Here is a 26,760-nt window from a genome sequence, read left to right on the forward strand (position 1 = left end):
AATTACAAATCAATCGGTGTCGCATCATAAATATCTGCTAAGCCCTTCAGCTGCTCGACGCCTGTCTCTTCTACGTGCTTATCAATGGAAAGCATCATAATTGCATCCCCACCAACTTCAGAACGTCCAACTTGCATCCCTGCAATATTAATACCTTCCGCAGCAAGTAACGTCCCTACACGTCCGATAGCACCTGGTTGGTCTTTATGGCGAATGAATAATAAATAACCTTCTGGCACAACGTCTACAACAAAATCATCCACACGTACAATTCGAGCTCCCAGGCCGTTTAAAAGAGTACCAGATACTTTACGAGTTTCCTTGTCAGTTTTTACTTCTACTGTGATTAAGCTCATAAAACCTTTAGACTTTGTTGTTTTATGTTCGTTCACAACAATTCCAATCCGATCAGCAAGGAATTTAGCATTTACATCATTGACTGATTCGCCTAGCTTACTTTTCAGTAATCCTTTCACTGCATTTCTAGTCAGTGGACCTACCGTCATATTAGCTAGCTCACCAGAGTAGTAAATATTTAATTCTTCCGCCACGCCGTCTGCTAAGTCACTTAAAAATGAACCAAGTTTTTCAACTAGATTAAAGTATGGTTCAATTTTGGCCATAATATCTTTTGGTACAGATGGAAGGTTTACTGGATTTTTCACTACTCCACCTTGTAAAAAGCTCACAACATCGTAAGAAACATCTACTGCAACGATTTCTTGTGCTTCGACTGTACTTGCACCTAAGTGTGGTGTTGCAATTACCTGTGGAAGTGTCAGTAACTTGTGATCTAAAAACGGCTCTTCTTCAAATACATCTAATGCTGCTCCAGCCACTTTTCCTTCTACAATTGCATTGTACAACGCATCTTCGTCGATAATGCCCCCACGTGCACAGTTAATGATTTGTACGCCGTCTTTCATTTTTTCAAATGCTTCTTTATTTATTAAATGACGTGTTTCCTTCAGAAGTGGTGTATGCACTGTGATAAAATCAGCAGCTCTGATTACTTCATCGATTGTTCCAAATTGAACGCCCAGTTTTTCAGCTTTTTCAGGTGTTAAAAATGGATCATAGGCTATCACATTCATTCGTTGGCCTTTTGCACGTGTTGCAACTTCTGCTCCAATTCTTCCTAGTCCTACTACACCTAAGGTTTTGTTTTTAAGCTCTACACCGATAAATGCTTTGCGATCCCATTTTTGGTTTTTCAATGCATGAAAGGCTTGTGGAATATTGCGAGCCAGTGACATAAGCATAGCTACTGTATGCTCAGCAGCCGAATTCGTATTACCATCTGGTGCATTTACAACGATAATTCCACGTTCTGTCGCTGCAGGTAAATCAATATTATCTACCCCAACCCCAGCACGACCAATAATTTTTAGTCTCGTACCTTTTTCAATAATTTCACGGGTAACTTGGGTCTGGCTACGAACGAGTAATGCATCAAACTCTCCGATTCGTTCTCCAAGTTCCTCTGGTGATAAATTCGTTTCTATTACTATATTAAAACCTTCTGCTTGTCTTAAAGGATAAATCCCATCTTCGCTTAGTGGATCACTAATTAAAATATTAAATGCCATTATTTATTCTCCCCTTCATTTAAATAGACTAGTTGTGCTGCAGCTGTCGCTTTTCCAAGTTCGATATCTTTTCCGATTTTCTTTAAAGCTACTTCCACTGCACTAATAATTTGAAGTACATCTGCTGGAGAGCAATAGCCCATATGACCGATTCGGAAAATCTTGCCGGTTAAGTGCTGTTGACCACCTGCAATAGAAATCGCAAATTCCTGCTTTAATATTTTTCGGAATTCCTCTGCATCAAAATCCTCGGGTTGCACAGCAGTTACTGTTGGTGAAGCATCCTCATCTGTTGTTAATAAAGGAATATCAATTGCTTTAAATGCAGCTCGAGTCATTTTCTTCAACAACTCATGTCTTGCATATACCTTTTCTAATCCTTCTGCTTCTATTAAGTTCAATACTTGCTCTAAACCAAATAATAGTGAAAGTGCAGGTGTGAAAGGTGTTGTATCTTTTAATAAATTGTCTCTATATTTTTTTAGATTTAAATAAAAACGTGGTTGCTCATTTTCTTCAATGATTGTCCAAGCTCGTTCACTTGCAGCTACAAACGTCAACCCTGCCGGTAACATAAATGCCTTTTGAGAACCAGTTACCATCACGTCGATTCCCCACTCATCCATTCTTGTTTCTACTCCACCTACACAAGAAACACCATCTACAACTATTAGAGCTTCTGATACTTCACGAACTGTTTTAGCTAGAAGGTCAATAGGGTTTAATACTCCGGTAGAAGTTTCACAATATGTAGAAAACACAACTTTCACTTCCGGATGTTCGACTAAAAATGCTTTCACTTCTTCTGGGTTCAATGCTTTGCCCCATTCAACATCTAATACATGTGTTTTTATATTGTAAGCTTGGCAAATTTTTGTAAAGCGATCGCCGAATGCACCAGTCACCACAACAAGTACTTCCTCACCTGGCTTAACTACATTGACTACTGCAGTTTCTAGTCCAGCTGTCCCACTTCCTGCAATGATAGCAACTTCTTGTTCAGTCCCAAAAACACGTTTTAATCCCGGAGCGATATTTTTCAACATTTGAGATGTTTCTTTGCCTCTATGACCAATCATCGTTTGGTTCATCGCTCGTTGTACACTCGGTGGAATTGGACTCGGCCCTGGAATTCGTAAAATGGTTTGATCTTGTAACATATTCATTCTCCTCCTTATTTTGAAAAACAAAAAAGCCCTTCGCTCCCTACACATATACATGTAAGGGGCGAAGAGCTTGTAAAAACTCACGCGGTACCACCCAAATTTACTGCAGAAAACCTGCAGCCTCAAAAGAAATATGCTTAACGCGCTATTAGACGGATGAACCTACTGAATCGTTCAGCTCACCAATTCAAGAGTGGAACTCTATAAACGAAATCACTGATTCGCACCACCCATCAGCTCTCTTTAGACTTCAAATTATAAAACTTGTCTCTATCCAAATTGTTAACGTGTTATTGAATTTAAATCCATATTATCAGAGTAATTTTTATTGTCAATATAGTAAAAATTTTTGAAAGCGTTACCATTTTAAAATCTTTTAAAAAAACGTTGATTTAACGCCTTTTTTATAAATGAAAAATATTTTTCAAATTTTTATAATTCGTATTTAAGTGTTGCATATACTAACATATCAACCGATAATATTGAATAACTATCAATATACGAACTTAAAATATAAAATATAATAATTCGTTCGTATTGAGAGGAAACAACAAGCAATAATTTCAACAAATATATTGACTGAAATCATTATAATTTGTACACTGTATAAAATCATTTGTTTTTTCTAGAAATACATTCATATATTAAAAAGTAAGGATTTGATAAAATGAAAGTGAGTAAGTTTGGTGGAACATCTGTTGCAAATGCAGAACAGATAAAAAAAGTAGCCGCAATCGTGAAAGCAGATCCATCTCGGAAATTCGTAGTCGTGTCAGCACCCGGAAAACGATTTGACGCCGACAAAAAAGTAACGGATTTATTGATTGAGTTAGCAAATGCAGCAATACATAATGAAAACGTTGAGGAAAAACTGCAAAATGTAGTTAATCGTTATAGAGAAATTGCAGAAGGACTTGGATTAGAACAAATAATTTGCGATGTAATTGAAAAGGACTTACGCACTCGTATCCTTGAAAGCAAATCAAATGTCGAGCTATTTGTAGATAATATAAAAGCAAGCGGAGAAGATAATAACGCAAAACTTATTTCTTCATACTTTACAAGCGTTGGTATGCCAGCACAATACGTTAATCCGAAAACAGCAGGATTAGTCGTGAACGATTTACCAGAACGTGCACAGGCTTTACCTGAAGCATACGACAACATAAGTACACTACGAAACAGTTCGGAAATCATTGTTTTCCCTGGATTTTTTGGTTACACAAAAGAGGGAATTCTTCGCACATTTGAACGTGGAGGTTCTGATATAACTGGATCTATCGTAGCGGCTGCAATTCAAGCGGAATTATACGAAAACTTTACGGACGTCGACTCTGTTTTTTGCGCAAATCCAAGAGTTGTTAATAGCCCTGCAGAAATCGAAGAAATAACATACCGCGAAATGCGAGAGCTTTCTTATGCAGGTTTCTCCGTTTTTCATGATGAAGCATTAATGCCTGTTTACAAAACTGGTATTCCCGTTTGTATCAAAAATACAAATAACCCTTCTGCTCCAGGTACAAAAATTGTAGCTGAGCGAAAAGCTAACCGTCGTCCTGTAACTGGAATCAGTGCAGATAATGGGTTTTCTATTTTATATGTAAGCAAATATTTGATGAATCGAGAAATCGGTTTCGGTCGTAAACTACTTCAAATTTTAGAAGAAGAGAATATTTCCTATGAGCATACGCCATCAGGATTAGATGATATCTCCGTTATTATGCGAAGTCATCAACTGACACCCGAAAAAGAAGTGCGTATCATTGATCGAGTTATAAACGAGCTACACGCAGAAGACGTACATTTCCGTCATGATTTTTCAATGATTGTAGTTGTTGGAGAAGGTATGAACAACAGCACAGGGCTTGCAGCACGTGCGGCAACAGCAATTTCTAGAACCGGTGCCAATATCGAAATGATTAACCAAGGATCGTCCGAAGTCAGCCTTGCATTCGGTGTCCATAGAAGTAATGAAGATAAAATATTACGTGAGCTGTATAGCGAATTCTTTGCACCTGTAACAGTTGGATAACTAAAAACCTCCAAGAAGATTGATTCTTCTTGGAGGTTTTTGGGTTGGGTTATGTTAATAATTAAATACTTTAGAGACCTTTAATATCTTTAATTAAGCAAAAAAATTAAGTGGTTAATCCGTCTTTTGTGCAACAAGCATATATAGAGATTCAGCCGGGAAAAACTTCTCCGTTATCTGGAATCCTGCTTCTTGCATTTCCCGCTCCATTTTTTCCAAGGTAATTCTCGGAGCTTTCTCGGATTTTCCTTTTGGTCCAAGTTCGAGACAGATTAGATAACCTTCTTTTTTCAGTACATTTTTCATTTGCTGTAGCAGCGGTGCAAGTGGCTGAATTTCATGCAGTACCAGAGAAGCAATGATTACATCGATAGAGCCATCAGGTAAAGGCAGTGCCTCCATACTTCCCTCCACCGGGACAATATTCGTAAGCTGTTCTTCCAAGGCTTTCTCTTTTATTATTTCCAACATCGCAGCGTCGATATCCAGAGCGTATACGTTCCCTTTAATCTTTTTCGCCGCAGGGATGGAAAAATAACCGGTTCCAGCACCAAAATCTAATATACTGTCCGTTTCTTTTAAAGGAATTCTGTTCAACAACTGTTCCGGAGAAAATTCTTTCCTTCGTTCGGGACTTTCTAAGTACGATACTTTTCCTTTATTGTGCTTGCTATGCATGTGATGCATATAAATCCTCCTTTTTTAAGCAGCTGTTTATGCATGCTGTTACACCTGGTTAAATTTTTCCTCTATTAGAGCTGCGTTCACAGCCATTGCAGCCATACTACCTTCCCCCGCTGCAATAATTAATTGAGAAGGACCGGCAATTCTAGTATCTCCGCAAGCAAACACCCCTTCTGTCTTCGTGCGTTGCCAGCTGTCCGTTTCAATGCCGCCATGCTCATTTAATGCATATTCCAGTGAAGATTCAAAAGAAGCGGCTTGTTTCCATTCTGCAGCGATAAACCCTCCTTCACAAAGCACTACCGTATCATCTACAAACTGGATTTTTTCCAGCATCCCATCTGCGCCGATGAAAGCGGCAATCTTCTTTTCATTAATACCGATACCTTTGCTTTTGAGCAATTCTTGTTCTTCTAGCGAAATGACTTTACTGCCGTTAGTAAAAACAATTAAATCGTTCGTCCAGTTGGACACTAATTTCGCCATATGGAACGCCTTTTGATCCTCTGCAATCACTGCCAGCGGTCGATCTTTTAATTCCCAGCCATCACAAAAAGGACAGCTGAACAGGCTCTTGCCATAGAACTCTCTCACCCCTGGGATATCCGGAAGGACTTCCTTAAAGCCGGTTGCGAGGATGATCTTTTTAGCGCTGTAAACTTCTCCATTTTCTGTCTCAACCTGAAACAAGTTGTTTTCTTTATTTATGCGATGCACTCGTTGGTTTTCAATCCTCACGTCCGGGTACTTGCTCAGTTCTTCCTGAGCGATCCTCTTGAATTCCTGCGGATGTATACCATCCCTTGTGACAAATCCGTGGGACTCAGAAGTCACTATATTTCTCGGTTTGTTGTCATCGAACAGGATTGTTTTACGTCTTGATCTTCCAAGTACTAGAGTAGCATTCAGTCCAGCCGGTCCTCCGCCAATTACAGCGCAATCTAATATCATCTTGTCCACTCCTTTAGATTTATCTCTTTTCTTCTTTCTATTTGGCTTGTGCCTCCTTAGCAATATCGATCAAAAGCTTTGATTCCAGTTCAGCTTTCATATTTTCCTCTGCCTGCCTCATAACGTTTTCAATCAAGCAGCCTTCATGATGAATAGAGCAGTCGAATAAGCTAGTATCTCCTTCAATCGCATTAATAACATCCAAAAAGGATATTTCCTGTTTTGTTCTGGAGATTTTATAACCTCCCTTTGCGCCTGGCGTCGACTCGATCAAACCAGCTTTCGCAAGTTTAGTTAATATCTTAGAAAGGTACGTCGGGGAAAGCTTCTGCATTTCGGCTAATTCCTTCACTCCCACCGGGCTACCCCCAGGCTGCAGCATCAAATGAATCATCGTATGCAGGGCGTAGTTTGTAGCGTTTGAATACCTCATACTTTACCTCCTTATTTTAATTCAGATATTAAAGACTCCTGATATCTGTAATTAGGATGAGTTTATCACTGGAAGTGAGGGAAGTCAACTTGTAGGTTCTTTAGTTCACGACCACATTCTAGCGTTTTCTAATGATGCTTTCTTATTATTGATTGACATTGTACTACAATTAAAAAAGAGACACCATAAATGATGACTCTTCTTGATTTTTTCAGAGAATAAAATTCAGTCCACTATTTGCGAAACGTTTCAAAGCGGTAACGCAACGTTTACTGGCTTTCTCGCAACATTTCTGACGGTTTGCACAATGTTCGGATGCGGTTGCGCAACATTCTCCCGAACAATAATTCTTTTGTTAACTAGTATCAACTTTTATTACTTAATCATTTGTTCATTGATTAGACGTTCTTTGTCGTCCAGATTAAATATGCCAGGATCCCAATTTGGAAGAACTCCATACCCCCCAATAACTTCTCCTTCAACTTCGAATACTACTGCTTTCAAACTTTTTCCTTCAGCATTTTCTTCTCTTAAATCATACGAATGGTGTGTAACTTCTTCTCCTAAATGCTCACTTAAAAATGTAATACCACTCGCTTCATAGTTACGAAGCATTTCATCAGGAATATTTAGTATATAAGTTTCCACTTCGAGTAAATTTTTAATTTCCCATCCCTTGTTTGACAAATATATTTCGTGTTGTTCATTAAGGTTTTCGTGACTGCAAGCTGAAACAAATAATATACCAATAAGTATTATTAGTATTCTCATTTTCATCTAATTTTATTAATTAGCTCTATATATTGTAAATCACCGTAACCTATGGTTGGGAAACGTTCAAATAATCGATTGATCATTTCTTTTGTCGATAGATCTTTATTTATATTAATATATTTTATCACTGCATTATCTTCGTTTAGCATATCTAAATATATGTTTATTGCTTGATACAAAACTGGCATGACTTCATGAGAGGCGTAAGTATGATTAACCAACACCTCTTTATACACTGAATGATAAGGACCTAATTTAAGTTCAGTTTGATTAACTTTAAATTCATCCTCTCTGAAACTATTTAGAAACACTTTCCCTTCATAACCTGACTGTTCAAGATAGGCAAGTATGGTTAATAGATTCATTTGACAAAACATATCTTCACCAAACCATAATACGATATATTTATACTCTTTATTAAAAAGATTGACTAAGGGAACGATAACCTTTTCCGTATATCCCTCTACAGGTTCATTATGACCTGCAGCTCGAATATGAATAAATTGTTGATCAAATATTTGGTCAGTAGTAGCATTCACACACATCGCTTCGTTAAACGGTGCATAATCAGATTCACCCATTAATCTGTTATTTTTAAATTCCTCATACATAACCTGACCATTTAAGATATGTAATACATTTTTGTCAAACAACTCACTTCTATCATAACGTAGCTTTTCCACCTCAAATTTTTTAGAAATACTCATTTTATTCCACTCCCCGTTTTTATTAATATTGAGTTTAACAACTGACTGAACTGGAAATTTGTTAACTTGATGTTCTTTAGGAGTGATGCCAAAAACATTTTTAAATGCCCTACTATACGCTTCATGTGAAGAATACCCATATTCAAAAGCAATATCGATAATTTTCTTATTGTTTTCCAAGTCTTCTGTAGATAAATACAATCTTCTAAGAAGAATATAGCGTCTAATACATATTCCTGTTACTTGATGAAATTTAAATGAACAATAATAGATAGAGTACCCCATATAATTTGAAAGTTCATCTAATGAAAACTTACTTTTTATATTTGCTTCAATCCAATCAATCATAAGCTGCATCTGTTCATTCATTGTCTCACCCCTTATATTTAATAATATGAGGAAGTCATTTATATTTCTTGATATTTCTTGTGTTTATTAAAGACATGGCATATGATTTAATCGCGTGGTTTTCACATAATGAACGAGTGTCATTTTATCATTTATTTTCCACTTCTCATCCGTTTGCACATAACCCATCTTTTCATACAAATAGCAATTTCTTTTTTCCTCTTGTATCGTATCCAATTCCCAACGATTCGCTTCTGGGTACAAGCTCTCAAGTCGCATCATCACTTGTTGTGCAATACCTTTCCCTTGAAATTCATCTAAAATATTGATCATATGAAATCGCATGACCCCTGGCGATTTTAGATAGACATGTACACTTCCGACAAGTGAATTTTTTAGCATTATTTTAAAGAAGTTCCCAGTTTTTAAACGCTCTTTAAACCGATCAAACGTCTGATTTACCGGAGTTGTTTCATGATCCTGATACTTTTCATATAGCGGTTCAAATACTTTTCTTTGTAATTCAAACAACACTTCCGCATCCTTTGCAGTTGCTTTTCTTAATGAAATCTTGGATTGAATCATCGTAAATAAAGTATCCAGAATATGATAGGGAATAAATTCACCAGTTTGCACTAAGTCTTGAATTTCTTCCATGGTAGCCCACTTTGCATCTGCCACTTCTTCGTATTGAAGGCTTAAATCCTCGATATTTATGTCTTGGATCACAAGAAAATGATCATCAAATCCTCTTTCAAATTTAATCGTAAACAAAATCTCTGAAGTGGACATCTCTAGGTCGATTCCAAGCTCTTCCTTTACTTCACGGATTGCGGCCATTTCACTCGTTTCACCTGCAAGGGCTGATCCAGCGGCTGCGCAATCCCACATGTTAGCCCAACCTTTTTTCCACGGCTGTCGTTGCTGGATTAAAAACTGACCGCTCGCATTCATTATCCAAACATGAATGACTTGATGAAAATCCCCTTCTTGCATCTCATCTCCGCGAATATGGGTTTTCTTTGTTTTCTCCCGGTTTTCATTATAAATATCCCAAACTTCCATTTTCCCACCTACCCCTATATTGATTCGATCATTATATCATTTAAATCCTTTTTGTTTGACATCATAATTTATTTATGTGATAATGCGATATGTTGACATTTTTGGTACGACATAAATTTTAGAAATATGGCATTCTGCTTTATGTGTTTTTGATAATACTTATTCACACTGGCGCGACTATAGGGTCGCAAGGACGTAAAAGAAGGTAGGGTTTACGTTGCTTAGGTTAGAAAGCAACCAGTGGAACAATTTACCGCGGCATTGAAAGGGAACTCTTTCATGTAGATTATTCCCCGAACTTTTTCGGGATGAAATTTAAAATTCAAAAGTTATGTTATACCTATACAAAACCAAGGGGTACTCTTTTACTTAGAGTACCCCTTGTCCAATTTACAAAGCTATTTCTTTTCGTCTCTTGTCATATTCCTTGAACATCACCAAATAAATAAATCCACTACCTATCGCTAAAACTGCTAGAATAACAAATGTCCAAGTGAAGCCGATCCATGTTACAAGTGGAAACACCAATGGTGCAATTGTTCTTCCAATCGTATAACGCAAACTTGCAGCAGCAAAGTATTGTCCCCTCATATCCGCTGGTGCCAGCTTTGACACGAAGCTTTCTTGCAATCCAACCGTCGCTAGCTCCCCCAACGTAAATATCGCCATTGCTATTAAGAACACCCAAAAGTTTGCAGTCATCGGGAAAATGAGCATAGCAATCATATATAAGAATGACGAAAGAAAAAACACCCATTTCTCCGGATATTTAGTCATCCACCTTGATACAAAAACCGTTAGTAATACGACTAATAGCCCGTTTTCCGATAATAAAATACCGAAAGAGCCTTCACCAGTTACGGCCCATTCCCGACCAAAGAAGTTACCTAATACTTGTTTATCAATAACCTCTTTCATATAAACAGGTATCAGCAGGTCTAACTGCATAAACGTTTGCCCAAGTAAAATTCCGGCAATTACATAAAGGAGAAATACCCTATCCCGCACAATTAATCCATATGCCTTCACTTGATCGACCACTACTTGCATCCAACCATTTCCGCCCCTAGCAACTAGCTGTTTCTTCATCTCTTCTGGTAACGTTTCCTCGGTTAATAAACGAAGAGCCAAACCAACTAAACAGAATATAAGACCTGCCGTAAGCAGTAATGCAAAGCGGTATTGGAAGAATAATACTGCTCCTACAATTGGGCCAATTACAACGGAAATATTGATGGATGTATAAAATACTGAAAAAACAGTACTTCTATCACTCTCCGGTACAACATCCGCAACAATCGCCTGACTTGCGGGATGATAAAATGAACCAGCCACTCCAGCAATCGTGAATGCTACAAAGCTAAGCAATGGAGAATCTAACCACGGCGAGTTAGCGAACGCAAAAAGGATAAATGCCGCCCCCTCAACCGTAGCAGAGAAGAATAACATCGTTCTTCTACCAAAACGATCCGCACAGTAGCCCCCGATTAAATTCGCCGCAACCGAAAAGACTTGCGAGATTACAAGCAAAATTCCAGCCATACTAGTTCCGAATTCATCTGCAAAATAAATAGCAAGAAACGGAAACACCATCCAAAAACTTAAGTTACTAAAAAACTCGCCGAATAATCGGACTTTTAAAGGTCTATCCCAATCTCTTATTCTCATAACTTTTTTCCTCATATCTAATAGATTATACTATCCTATCATAATGTTTCGGTTTCCGAAACAGCAAAACAGTTTTTTACATATGTTTTACAAACAAAAACTCTCCTTAAACAATTTTCACCTTCAAGATAGATGACCTAATACTTTTGTATTGCGTAATATAGGGAAACCGCGCGGTAAGATACTAAGATGTCCGCCATGATTTTCACTCCAGGCGGACGCTTTCCGTGGGGCGAGCGGTGAGCCTCCTCCTCCGCTAACGCTACGTGCGGGGTCTCACCTGTCTCGCTAATCCCACAGGAGTCGTCGCCTTACACTCCAATCAATAGAACCTACTAATAATCACTATAAAGTAAGTCTTATTCCATTAATCTTAGGTTTTTCCTATAGAAAAACAATATAGTACTAGATTTAGTGCATCATTTCTTAGTAATGAGCAGACTCTACTGGATTGTAGCGAAAGGGTGGCGACTCCAGCCGAGGCTAATAGGATGTTGGTTTCAAAGGCGTTGCCACACGATGTGGCGTTCTTAGCCTTTGTTCCTCTGTCAGAGCAAAATGAACCATTCCAACGACGCCCTAAGCGGCGCGAATGGCTCATCGCTCACCNGCCAACAGGATGTTGGTTTCAAAGGCGTTGCCACACGATGTGGCGTTCTTAGCCTTTGTTCCTCTGTCAGAGCAAAATGAACCATTCCAACGACGCCCTAAGCGGCGCGAATGGCTCATCGCTCACCCGGCGGAAAGCGTCCACCCTGTAGCGGAAATCCAAGCGTCCACTTCATTCAACTCACTACCGCGCAGTTTCCCTATAATGCGCATTAAGGAGCTTCTAATTAGGCATTATATGCGTTATATTTCCTTAATAGAGATTAGTCTAATAATTTGCGGACTCTAAATTTAAATAGAAGCTTTTCCACTACATTCGTCGAGGAGTTTAACACTAGCAGTCTATAAAAAACGCGAAGGTGTAGAAACCTTCGCGCTGTAATGTTTATTATTTTTTAGAAGGAATCATGTTAAAGATAATATTAAGCACAATTGCCGTTATACTGCCAGCAACAATTCCGTTACTCGTTAAAATTTGAAAGTCATCAGGAAGCGAAATAAATAGGTCTGGAACTACTGTTACCCCAAGTCCCATACCGATGGAACAAGCGATAATCATCGAGTTGTCCCCTGATCCAGATACTACTTTGCTCAGCATTTTTACACCTTGTGCTACTACCATCCCGAACATCGCAATCATTGCGCCACCTAACACAGGGGTAGGAATAATTGTAGTAAGCGCAGCTATTTTAGGGATGAACCCTAGTGCTATTAACATACCGCCTGTTATATAAATAATATTTTTCGTTTTAACACCTGACATTTGCATCAAGCCAACGTTTTGCGAAAAAGTGGTATATGGGAATGAGTTGAAAATACCACCTAATAATACAGCAATCCCCTCAGCACGATATCCTTTTGTTAAATCTTTTTTATCTATTTTTTTCTCGAGAATATCACCAAGTGCAAAGTAAACCCCTGTTGACTCGACTAAAGACACCATTGCTACTAAAATCATCGTTAAAATTGGTGACCACTCAAAAGTTGGTGTACCAAAGTAGAATGGCTGAACCATATGAAAATAATGAGCTTCAACAACTGGTGTGAAATCAACTTTCCCCATAAACATCGCCGCAACTGTCCCAAGAATGATACCAAGTAAAATAGAAATTGCTCTAATGAAACCAGTTGAAAAACGATAAAGTAAGACGATGAAAAGTAATGTACCAAAGGCTAAAGAAATATTGGAAACCGATCCAAAATCACTAGCACCTTGGCCTCCACCCATATTATTAATCGCTACAGGAATAAGAGTAATCCCAATAATCGTTACAACCGAACCAGTTACTACCGGCGGGAAGAACATCACAAGATAACTAAAAACACCACTAACTGCAATAACAAATATACCTGATACAATAATTGCCCCGTAAATAGCGGAAACACCATATTCTCCGCCAATTGCAATCATCGGACCTACTGCTGTAAATGTACAACCTAATACAACAGGTAGACCAATACCAAAAAAACGATTGCTCATCACTTGTAATATCGTTGCAACACCGCACATTAAAATATCAATTGCAACTAAATATGTTAACTGCTCCGAATTAAGTCCAATTGCACCACCTACAATAAGGGGAACGAGTACTGCCCCCGCATACATTGCAAGAACATGCTGCAAACCAAGTGCAGTGTTTCTTAACGCATTGTTCATACAGTTGCAGTCTCCTCAAAGAAAGTGACTTGTCCGTTCTCTAGAGATTTAATATTGGCAAGAGACTCTACTCGAACTCCTTTTTCACGGATGAGGCTACCACCTGTTTGGAAACCTTTTTCGATAACTATGCCGACTCCCGCATTTTGAGCATTTGCCTGTTCTAAAATTTCCATTAGTCCTAGAGCGGCTTGTCCATTTGCAAGGAAATCGTCTATGATTAACACCACATCATCGCTATTGATAAAATCTTTTGATACGGAAATATCATTTGTTTCATTTTTCGTAAATGAATGTACTTTTGAAGTATATAAGTTTCCTGATAGAGTGAGAGATTTACGTTTACGAGCAAAAACTACTGGAACTCCTAATGTTAAACCTGCAAACATAGAAGGTGCGATACCCGATGATTCGATTGTTAAGATTTTTGTAATCCCCGCATCCTTAAAACGTGCAGCAAACTCTTCTCCAATCGCTTGCATTAGTACTGGATCAATTTGGTGATTTAAAAACGTATCTACTTTTAACACTTGTTCAGATAGCACTTTACCTTCTTGAACAATTTTTTCTTTTAATAATTTCATAAGTATTTAATCCCTTCTTTTTCATTTTTTTCAAACAAAAAAGCCCGATGATATTGCACCAATCCAGATTTGGAGTGGAACAATGTCATTCGAGCTTATAAATTCGAATTAAAATAAAAGAAATCATGACAGCTAAGTCATAAATTCGATTATTTCATTGCCACTCATAGTCAGCTTATTTACGGTAAGCCGGTAGAAACTTGCAGGCCATATCCCTGCGATTATACGAGTTATTACTATTTGAATATTTTTCATTATAGCACGACAATGATCTAATTCAATGAATATAAAATAAGTTCAATGATTCACAAAATTCAGTGGAAATTTAACAAATAGATTACAAAATCATTAAGAAGATGGAGGATACTTAACCCTATAATAGGTGCTATATTTTATTCTCTGCTTTTAATGATTTGAATGCATGTATGAAAGGTGTAGGATTATCTTGAATCTTATAAGAAAATACTCCTTGGTTTGTGTGTAGATAAAGAATACCTCCACCGAAAGAGAAAGATTTATGTGATACATCATGGACATGCCGAAGCTCAAAACGATGTCGGGCTGTGATGATACCTTCCATATTTAGCTGGAGTTCGTATTGAATTTCAATTTGTTGCATTTGATAGTAAAAATCTATTTTCCGTTCAATTTCAATATAAACAATTGAATACTCGCTCAAGCATACACCTCCCAACTTGTTACCTACATTTAATTTGGTGCGTACAAAGACAAATCTAGTACAGTTTTATGTCCTAACGCTAATCTGGCAAGCTCCGCGCCGACAAATGGTCCTGCAGTCAATCCAGAAGCACCTAATCCATTTGCGAAAAAGATGGAATCAAATCCAGGTACATTTCCTATTACCGGTAAAAACTCAGGTGTAAATGGTCTGAATCCTACTCTGACTTCCTCCATTTGAGCAGTTTCTAGTGTTTTGGCAATACTAGTAGCATTCTCTAATAATAGTCGTTTTCCTTCTTCTGTTACATGGTGATCAAATTCAGTAACCTCTTCATATGTAGAACCAGCTATTATTTTCCCCTCGTCAAATGCTAACAAATATTGATTTGTCGGTGGCAAGACGACCGGCCATTTCCCTGTACCTTTATCTTCTATATCAAGATGCATAATTTGTGCTTTTTGAAAGCTTACTTTCATATCTTTCCCTAATTTAGATGGAATCTCATTGCCCCAGGCTCCAGCAGTCAAGATAATCTTGTCCGCTATTAATTGCTTTCCATTTACGAACACAACACCATCTGAAAGCTGTGCATCTCCATTTATTATTTCCGCTCCTAGCTTTTTAGCTGCGCAAATCAAGGCATCTCGCATTGCCCGCCCATCCACTCTGGCAGCCCCTTCGACATATAAGGAAAAAAAGTCTTCCGAAATAAGTGGAAATAGGGATTTTGTCTCAGCTGGTGAAAGAATTTTCAATTCCCCAATTTCAGGTGCTTCTTGCCTCTTTTCTAGTGCTCGATCAAGCATCTTTTGCAACTTTTTCTCATCATTCTGTAAAGCAATTGCCCCTACTTGTTTATATCCAGTCGAGGTCTCCCCTAATTTCTCGAGTTCACTTACAAGCTGTTTATAATATTTAGCGCCATTTCGAACAAGCGCATACCATTTTTTATTTCTTCTTTGCGAAATCCAAGGGCAAATAATACCTGCAGCTGCCGCAGATGCTTGACCCGAATCCCGTCTATCAATTAGCGTAACTTTCACATCCTGTTTTGCCAAATGATACGCCGTGGAGGCTCCTAAAATCCCGCCCCCTATAATGATAAAAGAAGCCATTTGTTACTCCACTCCGCTTTCTAAAATAGAAAAAGTCATATTCTCACTATCGATTTCTGCCAAAGCACCATAAGGTAAGACAAATTTTGGCTCTGTATGACCAAAATTTATATTATAGAGAATCGGCAAATTCGTTAAATCCAATTCTTTCATTATTTTTAATATGGATTCTTTATACTCTTCATAGTACTTTTCTTTCAAAGGCTTTCCAAAAATAATACCTTTTGCTTTTTGTAAAATTCCTTGTGCACCATAGTTCCGTAGCCAATATTCGATATAAGTGGGTTCTGGCATCTCTTCGGATGTTTCAAAAAACAATATACTATCTTTCCAATAAGCGTCATTTGGCCAAAGAGCTGTCCCTTTCGCAAATTCTAACACTTCAATACATCCCCCGATTAATGTTCCTTGTACTACTCCTTTGCCTTGTAGTAATTCATAGCCACTGTTCGGATACATAGTTCGTTTTGTATTTTTATTTTCCACAATCCATTCTAAGCGATCACTCGTCCACTCAGCTGCTGGTTTAATTTCTCCAATTACTTCATTTGTAAATAATGTCTTTTTTAATGCCTCTACTGTGTATTCATGCATTTCTACATTTTCCGCGAAGTCCATTAAAATAGCTGGACCGTAAAAAGAGGAAATTCCTGCTTTGTGACAAAATAGATGTGTCACCGTAGTATCTGAATATCCAATGAATACTTTTGGATTTGAACGGATTATATCAAAATCAATATAGGGCAGTAAACGAATGCTCTCACTTCCGCCAATATTTGAAATAATCCCTTTTATCGTTGGATCTTTAAAAGCATTCATCAAGTCCTCTGCACGAGCCTTTGGATTATCATATAAATAATCAGCGCCCTTTAAACTGTTCGGCATCGAAACAACTTCTAGACCAAACACTTTTTCCAGACGTTCCACTCCTTGTTCATATCTCCATTTTAAATCAGGTTCTCCTGCTCCACCCCACGATAAACTAATCGTAGCAACTTTATCTCCCGGTTGAAGCATTTTTGGTTTTATCAGCATCATAAACAATTCCCATCCTTTCTCTCCCGGTTTTCCAGGCTGTAATTCTCCAAACAATTTTACGGTAAACAGCTTAGATATCCCTGATTAGTTAACAACCATCACCGATGGAAGTTTCATTTTATCTAATTATAGCGGAAACATTCCAATTATTATTGTCTAAACTTAAAGAATTTGGGTATAAGATAATTATATTAGCTTTGAATGGAAGTGAACGAGATGAAATGGCAAGGCAGAAAAGGAAGTTCTAATGTAGAAGATCGACGTGGAAAAGGCGGCGGAAAAGCAATCGCTGGTGTTGGTGGCGGTCTTGGACTCATTATTGTGCTTATCGTAACCTTGCTTGGTGGAAATCCAGAGGATTTAATGGGTAATTTAGGTGTTACCGATCAATCTAACTCTGCCCCTTATGTAGAAACAGCACAAGAAAAAGAACTGGCGGAATTTGTTTCTGTTGTACTCGCAGATACGGAAACGGTTTGGTCTGAGATATTCCAGGAAAACGGCTTACAATATACAGAACCAACTCTTGTTCTTTATACAGATAGTGTAAATTCAGCATGTGGTACTGCGGGTGCATCTGTTGGTCCCTTTTATTGTCCAGGAGATCAAAAATTATATATCGATTTGAGCTTTTATCAGGAATTACAGGATAAATTCCACGCACCAGGGGATTTTGCCATGGCTTATGTTATTGCACATGAAGTAGGTCACCATGTACAAACTTTGCTAGGAACTTCTGATCAAGTAATGCCACTTCGCCAAAAGTTAAGCGAAGAGGAATTCAATAAATACCTAGTCCGATTTGAACTTCAGGCAGACTATTACTCAGGTGTATGGGCAAAACATGCAGCTGGAATGGATTTGTTAGAAGAAGGAGATTTAGATGAAGCATTAACTGCAGCAAGCGCAGTCGGAGATGACACATTACAAAAACAAGCAATGGGATACGTCGTCCCAGAAAGTTTTACACATGGTACATCCGAACAACGTAAAGCCTGGTTTTACAAAGGCTATGAAAATGGAACGATACAGGGCGGAGATACCTTTAAAATTAAAACTCCTTAAAGCAGATCCCAAGTGGTCTGCTTTTTTCATTGACCCGAGCGAAAGAAACTGATTATAATGAAAATAAATTGTTCCTTTTAATGGAAAAGTGAGTGTGGAATATGAATATACCTTTTACAAAAATGCATGGCTGTGGAAATGATTATATATACATTAATTGCTTTGAACAGTATATCCAACATCCTGAGAAACTAAGTAAAATAATTTCTGATCGACATTTTGGTGTCGGGGGAGATGGTATTGTACTTATATGCCCTGTGGAAAATGCAGATGCGAAAATGCGAATGTTTAATATAGATGGCAGCGAAGGAAAAATGTGTGGTAATGCGATTCGATGCGTTGCTAAATATGTATATGATAATAATATTGCAAAGAAAGAAGTACTTAAAATTGATACACTTAGTGGAGTTAAAACGATTGAGCTAAAAGTAAAAGATGATCAAATGTATGAGGCGACTGTTGATATGGGTGGCGCTATTTTAAATCCCTCCTCTGTACCCGTATTGATCGAGGAAGAAGAAGCATTGATTGATTTTCCTATTGAAATAGATGGTGCTACTTATAATATTACGACCGTTTCTATGGGTAATCCCCATTGCGTTTTGTTCTATGATGATATAACCTCTATTAATCTACCCATAATAGGACCTAAATTTGAACATCATCCTCTATTTCCGGAAAGTGTGAATACGGAATTTATCCAAGTCGAAAATCGAACTACTATTCATATGCGCGTTTGGGAACGCGGAAGTGGAGAAACGCTTGCTTGTGGTACAGGTGCATGCGCGGCGGTTGTAGCTTCTGTTTTAAATGGGTATTGCGACAAAGATACAGATATTACAGTTAAGCTGTTAGGTGGAGAACTTGTGATTCGCTATACTGACAATAGCGTTTTTATGACAGGTCCTGCTAAAAAAGTCTTCGAGGGTATCTTTCAGTGGTAAATAAACTATTATTTAAATGCGTTTTGAAGCCCTTCAAATATCTATTTGAAGGGCTTTTATGCATAGTCAAATAAACTAGGACATACACTTGTTTAGTATTTTGAAATATTACCTCTCTACTTTGTAACCTTATTGGTAAATTGTCGTAATATTCCTGTAATACAATACTGCTAGTATATTGATTAGACTAAATAGTAAGGGGTAGAGTATTTGAGAAAAATTCTTGGGACACTCATCATCACATTAGCACTATTGGTTAGCGGAACAACAACTAGCATGGCCGCATCTTCCATGCACACTGTAAAAAAAGGTGAAACATTATATAAGATTGCGAAATCGTATAATGTATCCATCTCTAATTTAAAATCATGGAATAATTTAAAAACGGATACTATTAAACCGAATCAAAAATTAAAAATTACAAAACAAGCTTCCAAAACGAAAAACCCATCCCGTTCTAATTCAGAGGATAATGTAGTGAAAGAAATCGTTGTATCCGCAAGTGCCTTTACTGCGAGTTGCAATGGGTGTACCGGAATTACAAGTACAGGTATTAACTTGAAAAAGAATCCGGATATCAAAGTAATAGCGGTAGATCCGAAAGTTATTAAACTAGGGACAAAAGTCCATGTGGAAGGATACGGTTATGCTATCGCTGGTGATACGGGTGGAAATATTAAAGGGAATAAAATTGATGTGTTTTTCTCCTCTAAAAGTGATGCTTATAAATGGGGGCGCAAAAACGTAACCATAAAAATATTAGAATAGACTTCAAAATGACTCCAATGTTGGGGTCATTTTTTTATGGTTGCAGCTACCTTTTCAGTCCATTATGATTACAAAAAAGATTAATAAGGACGTGTATAAAGTGAGCAAAATAGTTAAAGAATTTCAACTACCGTATTATGCTGTTATTTTTTCTTCTCAAAGAACAGATGGTGATAAAGGCTATGCTAAAATGGCAGACAAAATGGTAGAATTGGCATCTCTACAAGAAGGATTTTTAGGTGTGGAATCTGCACGTGATAACGAGCTAGGGATAACCGTATCATACTGGAGCTCTTTAGAGTCAATTAAGAAATGGAAAAACCATTCCGCTCATCTAATTGCACAGGAAAAAGGAAAAAAGGTATGGTATCAAAGCTTCTCACTAAGGGTTTGTAAAGTAGAAAGAGACAACTTTTTTTGAAATGTAGTCTTTTTTATACAACAGAGCTCAATCGATGCGAAGTCCCTATCAGTCAAAGTATGACAGGGACTTCGCATTAATTTGCTTGCAACTTCTTCAGACGACTGTCCAACACAAAGTTACCGAATGGAATGAATGCGGAAATAATAGCACCAATGGTAAATCTAAATGGCCATCTTACAGCAAATTGAGCATATACAATCGCGATTAAATAAACTAGAAATATGTAACCATGTAGTGTTCCAAAAACGGTTACTGCCTTCGGAATATCGAACCAATATTTTAAAGGCATCGCAATGAACAACAGGATTACTAGAGAACTACCATCCAATAAGCCCATAAAACGGAACCGCCCTAATGCAGTTTTTAACATTATTTAAATCCAACTTTCTTTACCTATCTTCCAACATTATAGAATGAGAATTATGCTAAAGTCTATACAACTCAGATAGATACTAATTTTTTTATGCCAAATATTATCGCTTCATAGTAGGACTGTTCATGTAGCACAAAGTTATACTTTGTTACGGTCTTTCTAAATGAAACTCTTTCTCCTTTGTTATTTATTTCAAAGCCTTCTACCTGAATATCTTCTAGTTCCCCTAACCAAAGCTTTGAAAATTGCTCAAATTTTGCTCGAACAACTCCGGAAACTTCTTCTGCTTGAAGGGTAAAATCATCAAAACTTAAAGCAGCCTTATATACATAAACATTTGCTAGCTCTTGATCAATAAGTTCTACAGTCGTAACTGAATAATCTATTATTCCAAGTGGCGCTAATTCCTCAAAAGAAATGTCGATACCTAGTTCTTCTTTCACTTCTCTAACACCATCATACACTGTCTCTGAAGCTAATAAATGACCTGCTGCTGTAATGTCTAAGAGTCCAGGATAATCCTTTTTAGATTCACTTCGGATTTGCAAATAGATATAATCTATTTCCTCTTCCCTACTAATAAACCAACAATGAAACGTTTCATGCCAATGTCCTAGTCTATGCACTTCATGGCGTGGAGCTGTCCCTATAGCATTTCTATTAGTGTCAAATATTCTTAGCAATTCTTCTTCCATCTCTAATTCTTACCTCCTTTTATTACAAAGTTGTTATCGATCCCTGGCACCAAATTATGCTTTTATAAGATTTACAAAATCATTTAGTTTATCTAAAGAGATTAAATTGTGATTACATCTTTCACTGTCTTGGCAAATGTAATTGCCTCTCTTAATATAAGCATCTTGTGTAGTTCCTTTTACTGCAGAGGTGAACATCCCAATTTCCTCGGTGCGATTGCATAGTGCACAAATACCTTTTTTGCTGGAAAGTGTATAGTCTCCTATGATTCCAACAAGTTTACCGTGATGTTCTACAATGAGGAATTTTTTATTGGAGCCTTTATCCAACCATCCTAAATAAGAAATCTCTCGAAAGTCTATATTTTCTAATGAAGGAGTTTTCAGCTTTTTTACTTTTGGAAACAACTTTTTAATCATTTGCTCAGTCACTGCTTTAAAAGGGATCACGAAAGGTTTGATTTGTTCCAAAAATGCTTCGGCATCTGCTTTTTCTTTAATTTCTATTATCGGGTATAGCAATTGTTTTTGTTCTTCATTTAGATTTTCGAATAAATTGGATATTTTTTCGCTAGTAATGGATTTTAAGGCATTTAATACTCGCTGATCATTTACGGTAGAGTGAGCATTTATTAACGCTTGCCCTTGATTCTTTATGAAATTAAATTGATCGTTTCTTATGAAATGATCCATAATTATCTCTCCTCAACACATTTTTAACTAATGTTTTCTATTAGTTTATTGTAGCGGGAAGTTATCTTTTTAGAAATGGAAAAGATGATTAGGAATAGTTCTCTACATACAAAAAGCTGATAATCCTTATATGGACTCATCAGCTCAAAAAATTACTTCGTATAAATAATCTTTTTAATCGTTTCAATGGACAGAAAAAACTCTTCAGCTAATTGCTTCATTGAAATTCCTCTTTTATACGCTTGTTTAATCGAATAATTTCTATCATCGATTCTCTGTCTTTCTCCAGATAGCGTTCCCCACTTTTTGTAGTTTCTATCTGGTTTCGGAATATAAATAGCTTCCCCTTGTATATACTTCTGGATTTCCTTTATAAGATCTTCGGGTAAAACAGAAGTTGCTTTTACATATGTCATTTTGCTCGCTCCTTATCTTTCTAAAGTTAAAATAAGGTGCAAAGCCGACATTATGAAATGGCGATTGAAGGTCTTCCCACGCAAAGTATCGCCTTTCTATAAGTAGGCTTTGCATGAGACGTTGCACTATCTGGCAATCTATGATTATTTGCCACTAAACTCACCTCTCTCTATTCATAGTTTATAACAAGCATACATGGATTACCAAATACATATAGTTTTATAAAAGAGATTCTAAACTATATTAGGAGTGGTCCAATTCATGAGAAGATATTTAATAATATTCGTAGCTTTTATCATTTCAACTATTTTTAGCACAACCGTTGTAACAGCAGCCGAAGCAACTTTGACTCATCACGTAGCTTTCCAAGATCAATTGCTCGATTTTAGTGAGATTAAAGTGATCAATCAAGACACAAAAGTTCCGCTCGAAGAAATTGCAGCACATCTAGATATCCCTTTTGAAATAGAAAAAGGCATTACTTACATACGAAAAAACGGTATAGAAATTAGTTATAACGAAAAGTCTCAACTAACAGCGAAAGACAGAGTAGCACTCGAATGGTCCCCAATTGTTAAAGTCGATGGCAAACTTTTTATCAGTATGGAATATCTCGCAATTGAAATAGGATACAAAGTGAAAACCTTTGAGAAACAAAAAACACAACGTATATACAAAGAGGACTGGGCTCATATGTCGCATGCTAATTTTGAAATCTATTTAGACAAGCTTTTGAATAAAAAACAACCTTCTCCTGAAACACCAAAAGCAAATGTCTATTTAACATTTGACGACGGTCCGAACAAATTTACAACGATCAATAATTCCATCTTAAAAAAATATAATGCCAAAGCAACTTTCTTCTTTTTAGGCAAACATATGAAAAAGAATTCCTCCATTATTAATGCGGTAGTAAAAGATGGTCATTACATCGGAACCCATAGCATGACACATGACAAAAGCAAAGTGTATCTTTCTTCCAAAGCTTTTATAAATGAGATGATAGAAGGAACGAAACTCATCAAAAAAATGACTGGGAAGGATGCAAAACTCGTTCGCACCCCCTATGGAAGCAAACCACATATAACAACTGCTATGAAAGATGAGCTAGTCACAAACGGCTTTAAACTATGGGATTGGGACGTCGATTCAAATGACTGGAAATACACCGATAAAGAAGCCAACAAAATTATCCAAAACGTAAAAGTAGGAGTAGAAAAAGCCTACAAATCCGGAGATCGAGACATTATCATCCTTCTCCACGATCGTGGCCAAACAACAAAAGCACTACCCCAAATAATTGAATGGCTTCAAAAAGAAGGCTATACACTTAAAACATACGAACCAGACCATCATATCGTTCAAAACTTTCTAAGAGACACCACTCTTTAAGACAAAAACGCTAAGCGCCTGTCACATGCCCAATCAAGCTCATGGGTTCGATATAATAGAATAACGCACATAATAGGGAAACTGCGCGGTAGCGAGTTGAATGAAGTGTCCGCTGGGATTTTCGCTACAGGGTGGACGCTTTCCGCGGGGGGAGCGATAAGCCATCACCGACGCTACGCGTACGATGTGATGGCTTATCTGTCTCACTCATCCCGCTGGAGTCGCCGCCCTTCCGCTTCAATCCAATAAAGAAAGCTACTTCCTTCATGTCACTAGCTATAAGAGAAGTGTGAAATATTATGGAACAAGAGAAGATGTGATACCAATAATTAGTTGAAAAAGATGAACCGAGCTTTATCCTAATAAACGAGCTACTTATTTGGTGATAGCCTTTTCTAGTTTGGTTTAATTATTTGCAGTGGTAAACTTGATAAATTTATAACTTTGATACCTGCAGACACCAAATTAGCAACCCATCCATAATGATTGAAGCGGAAGGCGGCGACTCCTGCCGGAATAGCATGAGCTGAAAGCCCCGCAGGAGCTTTAGCGACGAGGAGATTGAAGCCATGCCGGCGGAAAGCGTCCGCCTGAAGCGAAAATCATAGTAAACTCCTAATAGGACACCTTACCTCACAGTTTCCCTATAATGTTACTCGAAAAAAATTATCCACATGCTAAGTCTTATATGGTTTCCTAACCAACAAAAATACAGTTATGTTACCTGGTATCCGTAACATAACTGTATCAATAAAAAGTTTACTTTTGTTGATTCTTCAGCTTTTCTAATAAACCACGTACTTTTTCTCTTTGTTTCTCTGTGTCCGCTACTAATCTTTCCACTTTATATGTGTCATTTTCGATAGAGATAAGGACAATATCCCCCTCCTTTACTTCTTCATCAAGTTCAGAAATAGGAATGTGCAATCTTTCTGTCTCATTTGGATATTTTAAAAATACTGCAAGCTCTCCTTCTACTCGATCAAGTGTGTATTTATTTGAGTTCACTCATCACTACCCCTTTCTCATTTAATAATTGCGCTTTATCTTCTTCGTTTCTCCACATTTGTCTATTCGTCCATTTCAGATGTATACCGTCTTCTTTCGCTTCTGGACCACTTGTTATATATAAAGTTTCACCCGCCTGAATAGATATATCCGGAAAGTTATATACTTGATTGCCCGCAACCGAAACCAACTGCCAACCTTCCATGTTCACTGCTACATTTCCTTGGTTTGTAATACCAACGATTTCCTCCCGAACATCTTTTTCTGATATGAAAAGCGGTGTTTCAGCTACAGTCTCCTTTTCAACAGGAAATGAATCCGCTGAAACAGAATATTCTCTTCCATCAGTTTTCACTACAATGTTTCCTAATTCTGCTGTGCTATAAATTTCTGCATTCGCTTTTTTCAATCTCGTCACGACGATAGGGGTAGGATGACCATACATATTATTTTCTCCATAGCTTAAAATTGCTACTTCCGGTTGGACCTCACGTATAAAAGCATCTGAGCTACTTGTATCCGAACCATGATGTCCCGCTTTTAATACAGTAGATTTCAAGTCATACTTTTTTATCATGCTTTTTTCCACAGCCGCATCAGCGTCACCAGTTAACAAGAATGACACGTCCTTATATTGCACCTTTAAAACTATTGAAGCTTCATTATTCTCGTTAGCATCCTCGCTCGTATGCAAGACAGTTATCTTTACATCTGAATCTAAAGGAATTGTATCACCTATACTTGGTACAACAAATGGGATATGCTTGTCCAAAATAAGCTGTAGCATCTGTTCATACGTGTCTGTACTATGCTCTTTTCCTGAATCTACAAAGTTTTTAATGGAAACAGAGTTTAATACGGAGAGCAGTCCACCAATATGGTCAGCATCTGGATGAGTTGCTACTACGTAATCTAACTTCTCCACTCCCTGTTGCCGTAAATAATTCACTACGTCCTTTCCTTTTTCTTTTTTTCCTCCGTCAATAAGCATATTCTTTCCTGCAGGCGATTGAATAAGTATAGAATCTCCTTGTCCAACATCTATAAAATGAACGCTCATTTCTTTTTCTGCATTTGTTTCTCCGTTTTTTTCTTGGCTTTCATCTTGCGTTTCCATCGTGCAGCCAAATGTTATGAAAATCAAAAAAGCACTTATGATTGATACTATATATTTCATTTTATACCTTCCTTTTTTTTAGCCTTACTATTTTATCATAGAGATATTCATTGTTGGAACTCGACTTAATGAGTTTTAAAAATTCCTTGACAATTGCCCTCTGCCTGTCATAGAATTATCAATTGTGATTATAAAATGTGGTTCGAGAACCTCCCACATAAAAAAACTAAGGAGAAATGAATAATGAAAACAAAAACACTAGCAATAAGTGGTATTATTGCGGCTTTGTATGTTGCTGTTTCGCTTCTAATTGCACCTTTTGCATTTGGTCCGTTACAGTTTCGTATTGCTGAAATGTTCAACCACCTAATTGTCTTTAATAAAAAATACTTTCTTGGAATAGTATTAGGTGTAATCGTAACGAATATGTTTTCCCCTATGGCTGCATATGATCTAACCTTTGGGGTAGCACATTCAGTCATTACGTTATCACTTACTATTTTTGCTTCAAAGTTTATTAATGGACATATGGCACGCATGATATTCAATACGTTAATCTTTACGTTCACAATGTTTATCATTGCTTTTGAGTTAAAACTTGCATTTGATCTACCATTTTTCTATACCTGGTTAACAGTTGCAGCAGGTGAATTCATTGTATTGGCAGTAGGTATTCCTGTTATAGCTGCCTTAAACAAACGATTAAACTTCAAATCATTGATTTAAATAATGTGCACCCGATTCTAACTGAACCGGGTGCTG

The 26,760-nt window shown here is 37.3% G+C and carries 27 protein-coding genes, 1 pseudogene, 2 riboswitches and 1 other annotated feature; of the genes and pseudogenes, 7 read left to right on the forward strand and 21 right to left on the reverse strand.

The window, feature by feature from the left end; all coding sequences use genetic code 11:
* Positions 1–2: 2 nt before the first annotated feature.
* Both serA and FG382_RS17760 read right to left on the reverse strand, forming a co-directional pair.
* The gene (serA, locus tag FG382_RS17755) at positions 3–1,589 is read right to left on the reverse strand and encodes a phosphoglycerate dehydrogenase (protein ID WP_142540232.1); all 1,587 of its coding nucleotides are present in this window, start codon (positions 1,587–1,589) and stop codon (positions 3–5) included.
* Positions 1,589–2,749 (reverse strand): pyridoxal-phosphate-dependent aminotransferase family protein, encoded by a 1,161-nt coding sequence (locus FG382_RS17760; RefSeq protein WP_142540233.1) that lies wholly within the window; start codon positions 2,747–2,749, stop codon positions 1,589–1,591. The genes serA and FG382_RS17760 overlap by 1 nt, the downstream gene beginning before the upstream one ends.
* 60 nt (positions 2,750–2,809) lie before the next feature.
* Positions 2,810–3,041: a binding site (T-box leader), on the reverse strand.
* Positions 3,042–3,422: 381 nt separating this feature from the next.
* Here FG382_RS17760 and FG382_RS17765 point away from each other — a divergent pair.
* Complete coding sequence (locus FG382_RS17765; RefSeq protein ID WP_142540234.1) at positions 3,423–4,787, forward strand: aspartate kinase; 1,365 nt, start codon at positions 3,423–3,425, stop codon at positions 4,785–4,787.
* Positions 4,788–4,901: 114 nt separating this feature from the next.
* Here the strand turns inward: FG382_RS17765 and FG382_RS17770 are convergent, their stop codons facing one another.
* The 13 genes and pseudogenes from FG382_RS17770 to FG382_RS17825 form a co-directional block, all read right to left on the reverse strand.
* Positions 4,902–5,474: a class I SAM-dependent methyltransferase gene (locus FG382_RS17770; protein WP_142540235.1), complete on the reverse strand. Its 573-nt coding sequence runs from the start codon at positions 5,472–5,474 to the stop codon at positions 4,902–4,904.
* A 39-nt stretch (positions 5,475–5,513) separates the two neighbouring features.
* Positions 5,514–6,422 (reverse strand): NAD(P)/FAD-dependent oxidoreductase, encoded by a 909-nt coding sequence (locus FG382_RS17775; RefSeq protein WP_142540236.1) that lies wholly within the window; start codon positions 6,420–6,422, stop codon positions 5,514–5,516.
* Between the two features lie 37 nt (positions 6,423–6,459).
* Positions 6,460–6,855, reverse strand: coding sequence for an RrF2 family transcriptional regulator (locus tag FG382_RS17780; RefSeq protein ID WP_142540237.1), 396 nt, complete (start codon positions 6,853–6,855; stop codon positions 6,460–6,462).
* Between the two features lie 375 nt (positions 6,856–7,230).
* The gene (locus FG382_RS17785) at positions 7,231–7,503 is read right to left on the reverse strand and encodes a hypothetical protein (RefSeq protein ID WP_142540238.1); all 273 of its coding nucleotides are present in this window, start codon (positions 7,501–7,503) and stop codon (positions 7,231–7,233) included.
* Between the two features lie 125 nt (positions 7,504–7,628).
* Complete coding sequence (locus tag FG382_RS17790; RefSeq protein WP_142540239.1) at positions 7,629–8,705, reverse strand: helix-turn-helix transcriptional regulator; 1,077 nt, start codon at positions 8,703–8,705, stop codon at positions 7,629–7,631.
* A 66-nt stretch (positions 8,706–8,771) separates the two neighbouring features.
* On the reverse strand, positions 8,772–9,269 hold the full coding sequence (locus FG382_RS23285; protein ID WP_229677458.1) for a GNAT family N-acetyltransferase: 498 nt from the start codon (positions 9,267–9,269) through the stop codon (positions 8,772–8,774).
* Positions 9,267–9,749 (reverse strand): annotated as a pseudogene (locus tag FG382_RS23290) (NUDIX hydrolase); the annotation flags it as partial. The pseudogene FG382_RS23290 and the gene FG382_RS23285, both read right to left, overlap by 3 nt.
* Before the next feature lie 390 nt (positions 9,750–10,139).
* Positions 10,140–11,417 (reverse strand): MDR family MFS transporter, encoded by a 1,278-nt coding sequence (locus FG382_RS17800; protein WP_142540241.1) that lies wholly within the window; start codon positions 11,415–11,417, stop codon positions 10,140–10,142.
* Between the two features lie 997 nt (positions 11,418–12,414).
* Positions 12,415–13,683, reverse strand: a complete 1,269-nt coding sequence (locus FG382_RS17805) for a nucleobase:cation symporter-2 family protein (RefSeq protein ID WP_142540242.1) — start codon at positions 13,681–13,683, stop codon at positions 12,415–12,417.
* Complete coding sequence (locus tag FG382_RS17810) at positions 13,680–14,267, reverse strand: xanthine phosphoribosyltransferase (protein ID WP_142540243.1); 588 nt, start codon at positions 14,265–14,267, stop codon at positions 13,680–13,682. The genes FG382_RS17805 and FG382_RS17810 overlap by 4 nt, the downstream gene beginning before the upstream one ends.
* Before the next feature lie 147 nt (positions 14,268–14,414).
* Positions 14,415–14,516: riboswitch (purine riboswitch) on the reverse strand.
* Positions 14,517–14,652: 136 nt separating this feature from the next.
* Positions 14,653–14,946: a hypothetical protein gene (locus FG382_RS17815; protein ID WP_142540244.1), complete on the reverse strand. Its 294-nt coding sequence runs from the start codon at positions 14,944–14,946 to the stop codon at positions 14,653–14,655.
* A 29-nt stretch (positions 14,947–14,975) separates the two neighbouring features.
* On the reverse strand, positions 14,976–16,064 hold the full coding sequence (locus FG382_RS17820) for an NAD(P)/FAD-dependent oxidoreductase (protein WP_142540245.1): 1,089 nt from the start codon (positions 16,062–16,064) through the stop codon (positions 14,976–14,978).
* A gap of 3 nt (positions 16,065–16,067) precedes the next feature.
* Positions 16,068–17,099 carry a S66 family peptidase gene (locus FG382_RS17825; RefSeq protein WP_142540332.1) on the reverse strand — a complete coding sequence of 344 codons (1,032 nt, stop codon included), beginning with the start codon at positions 17,097–17,099 and terminating at the stop codon, positions 16,068–16,070.
* 219 nt (positions 17,100–17,318) lie between these two features.
* On the opposite strand from FG382_RS17825, the gene ypfJ reads away from it, so the two are divergent.
* The 4 genes from ypfJ to FG382_RS17845 all read left to right on the forward strand — a co-directional run bounded on the left by ypfJ (position 17,319) and on the right by FG382_RS17845 (position 20,300).
* Positions 17,319–18,167 carry a KPN_02809 family neutral zinc metallopeptidase gene (gene ypfJ / locus FG382_RS17830; RefSeq protein WP_142540246.1) on the forward strand — a complete coding sequence of 283 codons (849 nt, stop codon included), beginning with the start codon at positions 17,319–17,321 and terminating at the stop codon, positions 18,165–18,167.
* A 101-nt stretch (positions 18,168–18,268) separates the two neighbouring features.
* On the forward strand, positions 18,269–19,111 hold the full coding sequence (gene dapF / locus FG382_RS17835; protein ID WP_211356421.1) for a diaminopimelate epimerase: 843 nt from the start codon (positions 18,269–18,271) through the stop codon (positions 19,109–19,111).
* A gap of 210 nt (positions 19,112–19,321) precedes the next feature.
* Positions 19,322–19,879 carry a 3D domain-containing protein gene (locus tag FG382_RS17840; RefSeq protein WP_170206572.1) on the forward strand — a complete coding sequence of 186 codons (558 nt, stop codon included), beginning with the start codon at positions 19,322–19,324 and terminating at the stop codon, positions 19,877–19,879.
* 100 nt (positions 19,880–19,979) lie between these two features.
* The gene (locus tag FG382_RS17845) at positions 19,980–20,300 is read left to right on the forward strand and encodes an antibiotic biosynthesis monooxygenase family protein (RefSeq protein ID WP_142540247.1); all 321 of its coding nucleotides are present in this window, start codon (positions 19,980–19,982) and stop codon (positions 20,298–20,300) included.
* A gap of 76 nt (positions 20,301–20,376) precedes the next feature.
* On the opposite strand, the gene FG382_RS17850 is transcribed toward FG382_RS17845, so the two are convergent.
* The 4 genes from FG382_RS17850 to FG382_RS17865 all read right to left on the reverse strand — a co-directional run bounded on the left by FG382_RS17850 (position 20,377) and on the right by FG382_RS17865 (position 22,480).
* Positions 20,377–20,673 (reverse strand): DUF3817 domain-containing protein, encoded by a 297-nt coding sequence (locus FG382_RS17850; protein ID WP_142540248.1) that lies wholly within the window; start codon positions 20,671–20,673, stop codon positions 20,377–20,379.
* A gap of 71 nt (positions 20,674–20,744) precedes the next feature.
* Positions 20,745–21,371 carry an NUDIX hydrolase gene (locus tag FG382_RS17855; RefSeq protein WP_142540249.1) on the reverse strand — a complete coding sequence of 209 codons (627 nt, stop codon included), beginning with the start codon at positions 21,369–21,371 and terminating at the stop codon, positions 20,745–20,747.
* A gap of 54 nt (positions 21,372–21,425) precedes the next feature.
* A complete protein-coding gene (locus FG382_RS17860) occupies positions 21,426–22,064 on the reverse strand; it encodes a FusB/FusC family EF-G-binding protein (RefSeq protein WP_142540250.1) in 639 nt (212 codons plus the stop codon).
* A gap of 152 nt (positions 22,065–22,216) precedes the next feature.
* Positions 22,217–22,480, reverse strand: a complete 264-nt coding sequence (locus tag FG382_RS17865) for a CD3324 family protein (RefSeq protein ID WP_142540251.1) — start codon at positions 22,478–22,480, stop codon at positions 22,217–22,219.
* Between the two features lie 262 nt (positions 22,481–22,742).
* Here FG382_RS17865 and FG382_RS17870 point away from each other — a divergent pair, with 262 nt between their 5' ends.
* A complete protein-coding gene (locus tag FG382_RS17870; protein WP_142540252.1) occupies positions 22,743–23,873 on the forward strand; it encodes a polysaccharide deacetylase family protein in 1,131 nt (376 codons plus the stop codon).
* Between the two features lie 759 nt (positions 23,874–24,632).
* Here FG382_RS17870 and FG382_RS17875 read toward each other — a convergent pair.
* Both FG382_RS17875 and FG382_RS17880 read right to left on the reverse strand, forming a co-directional pair.
* Positions 24,633–24,881: a DUF3006 domain-containing protein gene (locus FG382_RS17875; protein ID WP_142540253.1), complete on the reverse strand. Its 249-nt coding sequence runs from the start codon at positions 24,879–24,881 to the stop codon at positions 24,633–24,635.
* Positions 24,868–26,058, reverse strand: a complete 1,191-nt coding sequence (locus tag FG382_RS17880; RefSeq protein ID WP_142540254.1) for an MBL fold metallo-hydrolase — start codon at positions 26,056–26,058, stop codon at positions 24,868–24,870. Before FG382_RS17880 ends, FG382_RS17875 begins: the two co-directional genes overlap by 14 nt.
* Positions 26,059–26,189: 131 nt before the next feature.
* Positions 26,190–26,234: riboswitch (PreQ1 riboswitch) on the forward strand.
* Between the two features lie 7 nt (positions 26,235–26,241).
* Here FG382_RS17880 and FG382_RS17885 point away from each other — a divergent pair.
* A complete protein-coding gene (locus FG382_RS17885) occupies positions 26,242–26,724 on the forward strand; it encodes a QueT transporter family protein (protein ID WP_142540255.1) in 483 nt (160 codons plus the stop codon).
* Positions 26,725–26,760 lie beyond the last annotated feature (36 nt).

The organism is Psychrobacillus lasiicapitis, assembly GCF_006861795.1.
Lineage (GTDB): Bacteria > Bacillota > Bacilli > Bacillales_A > Planococcaceae > Psychrobacillus > Psychrobacillus lasiicapitis.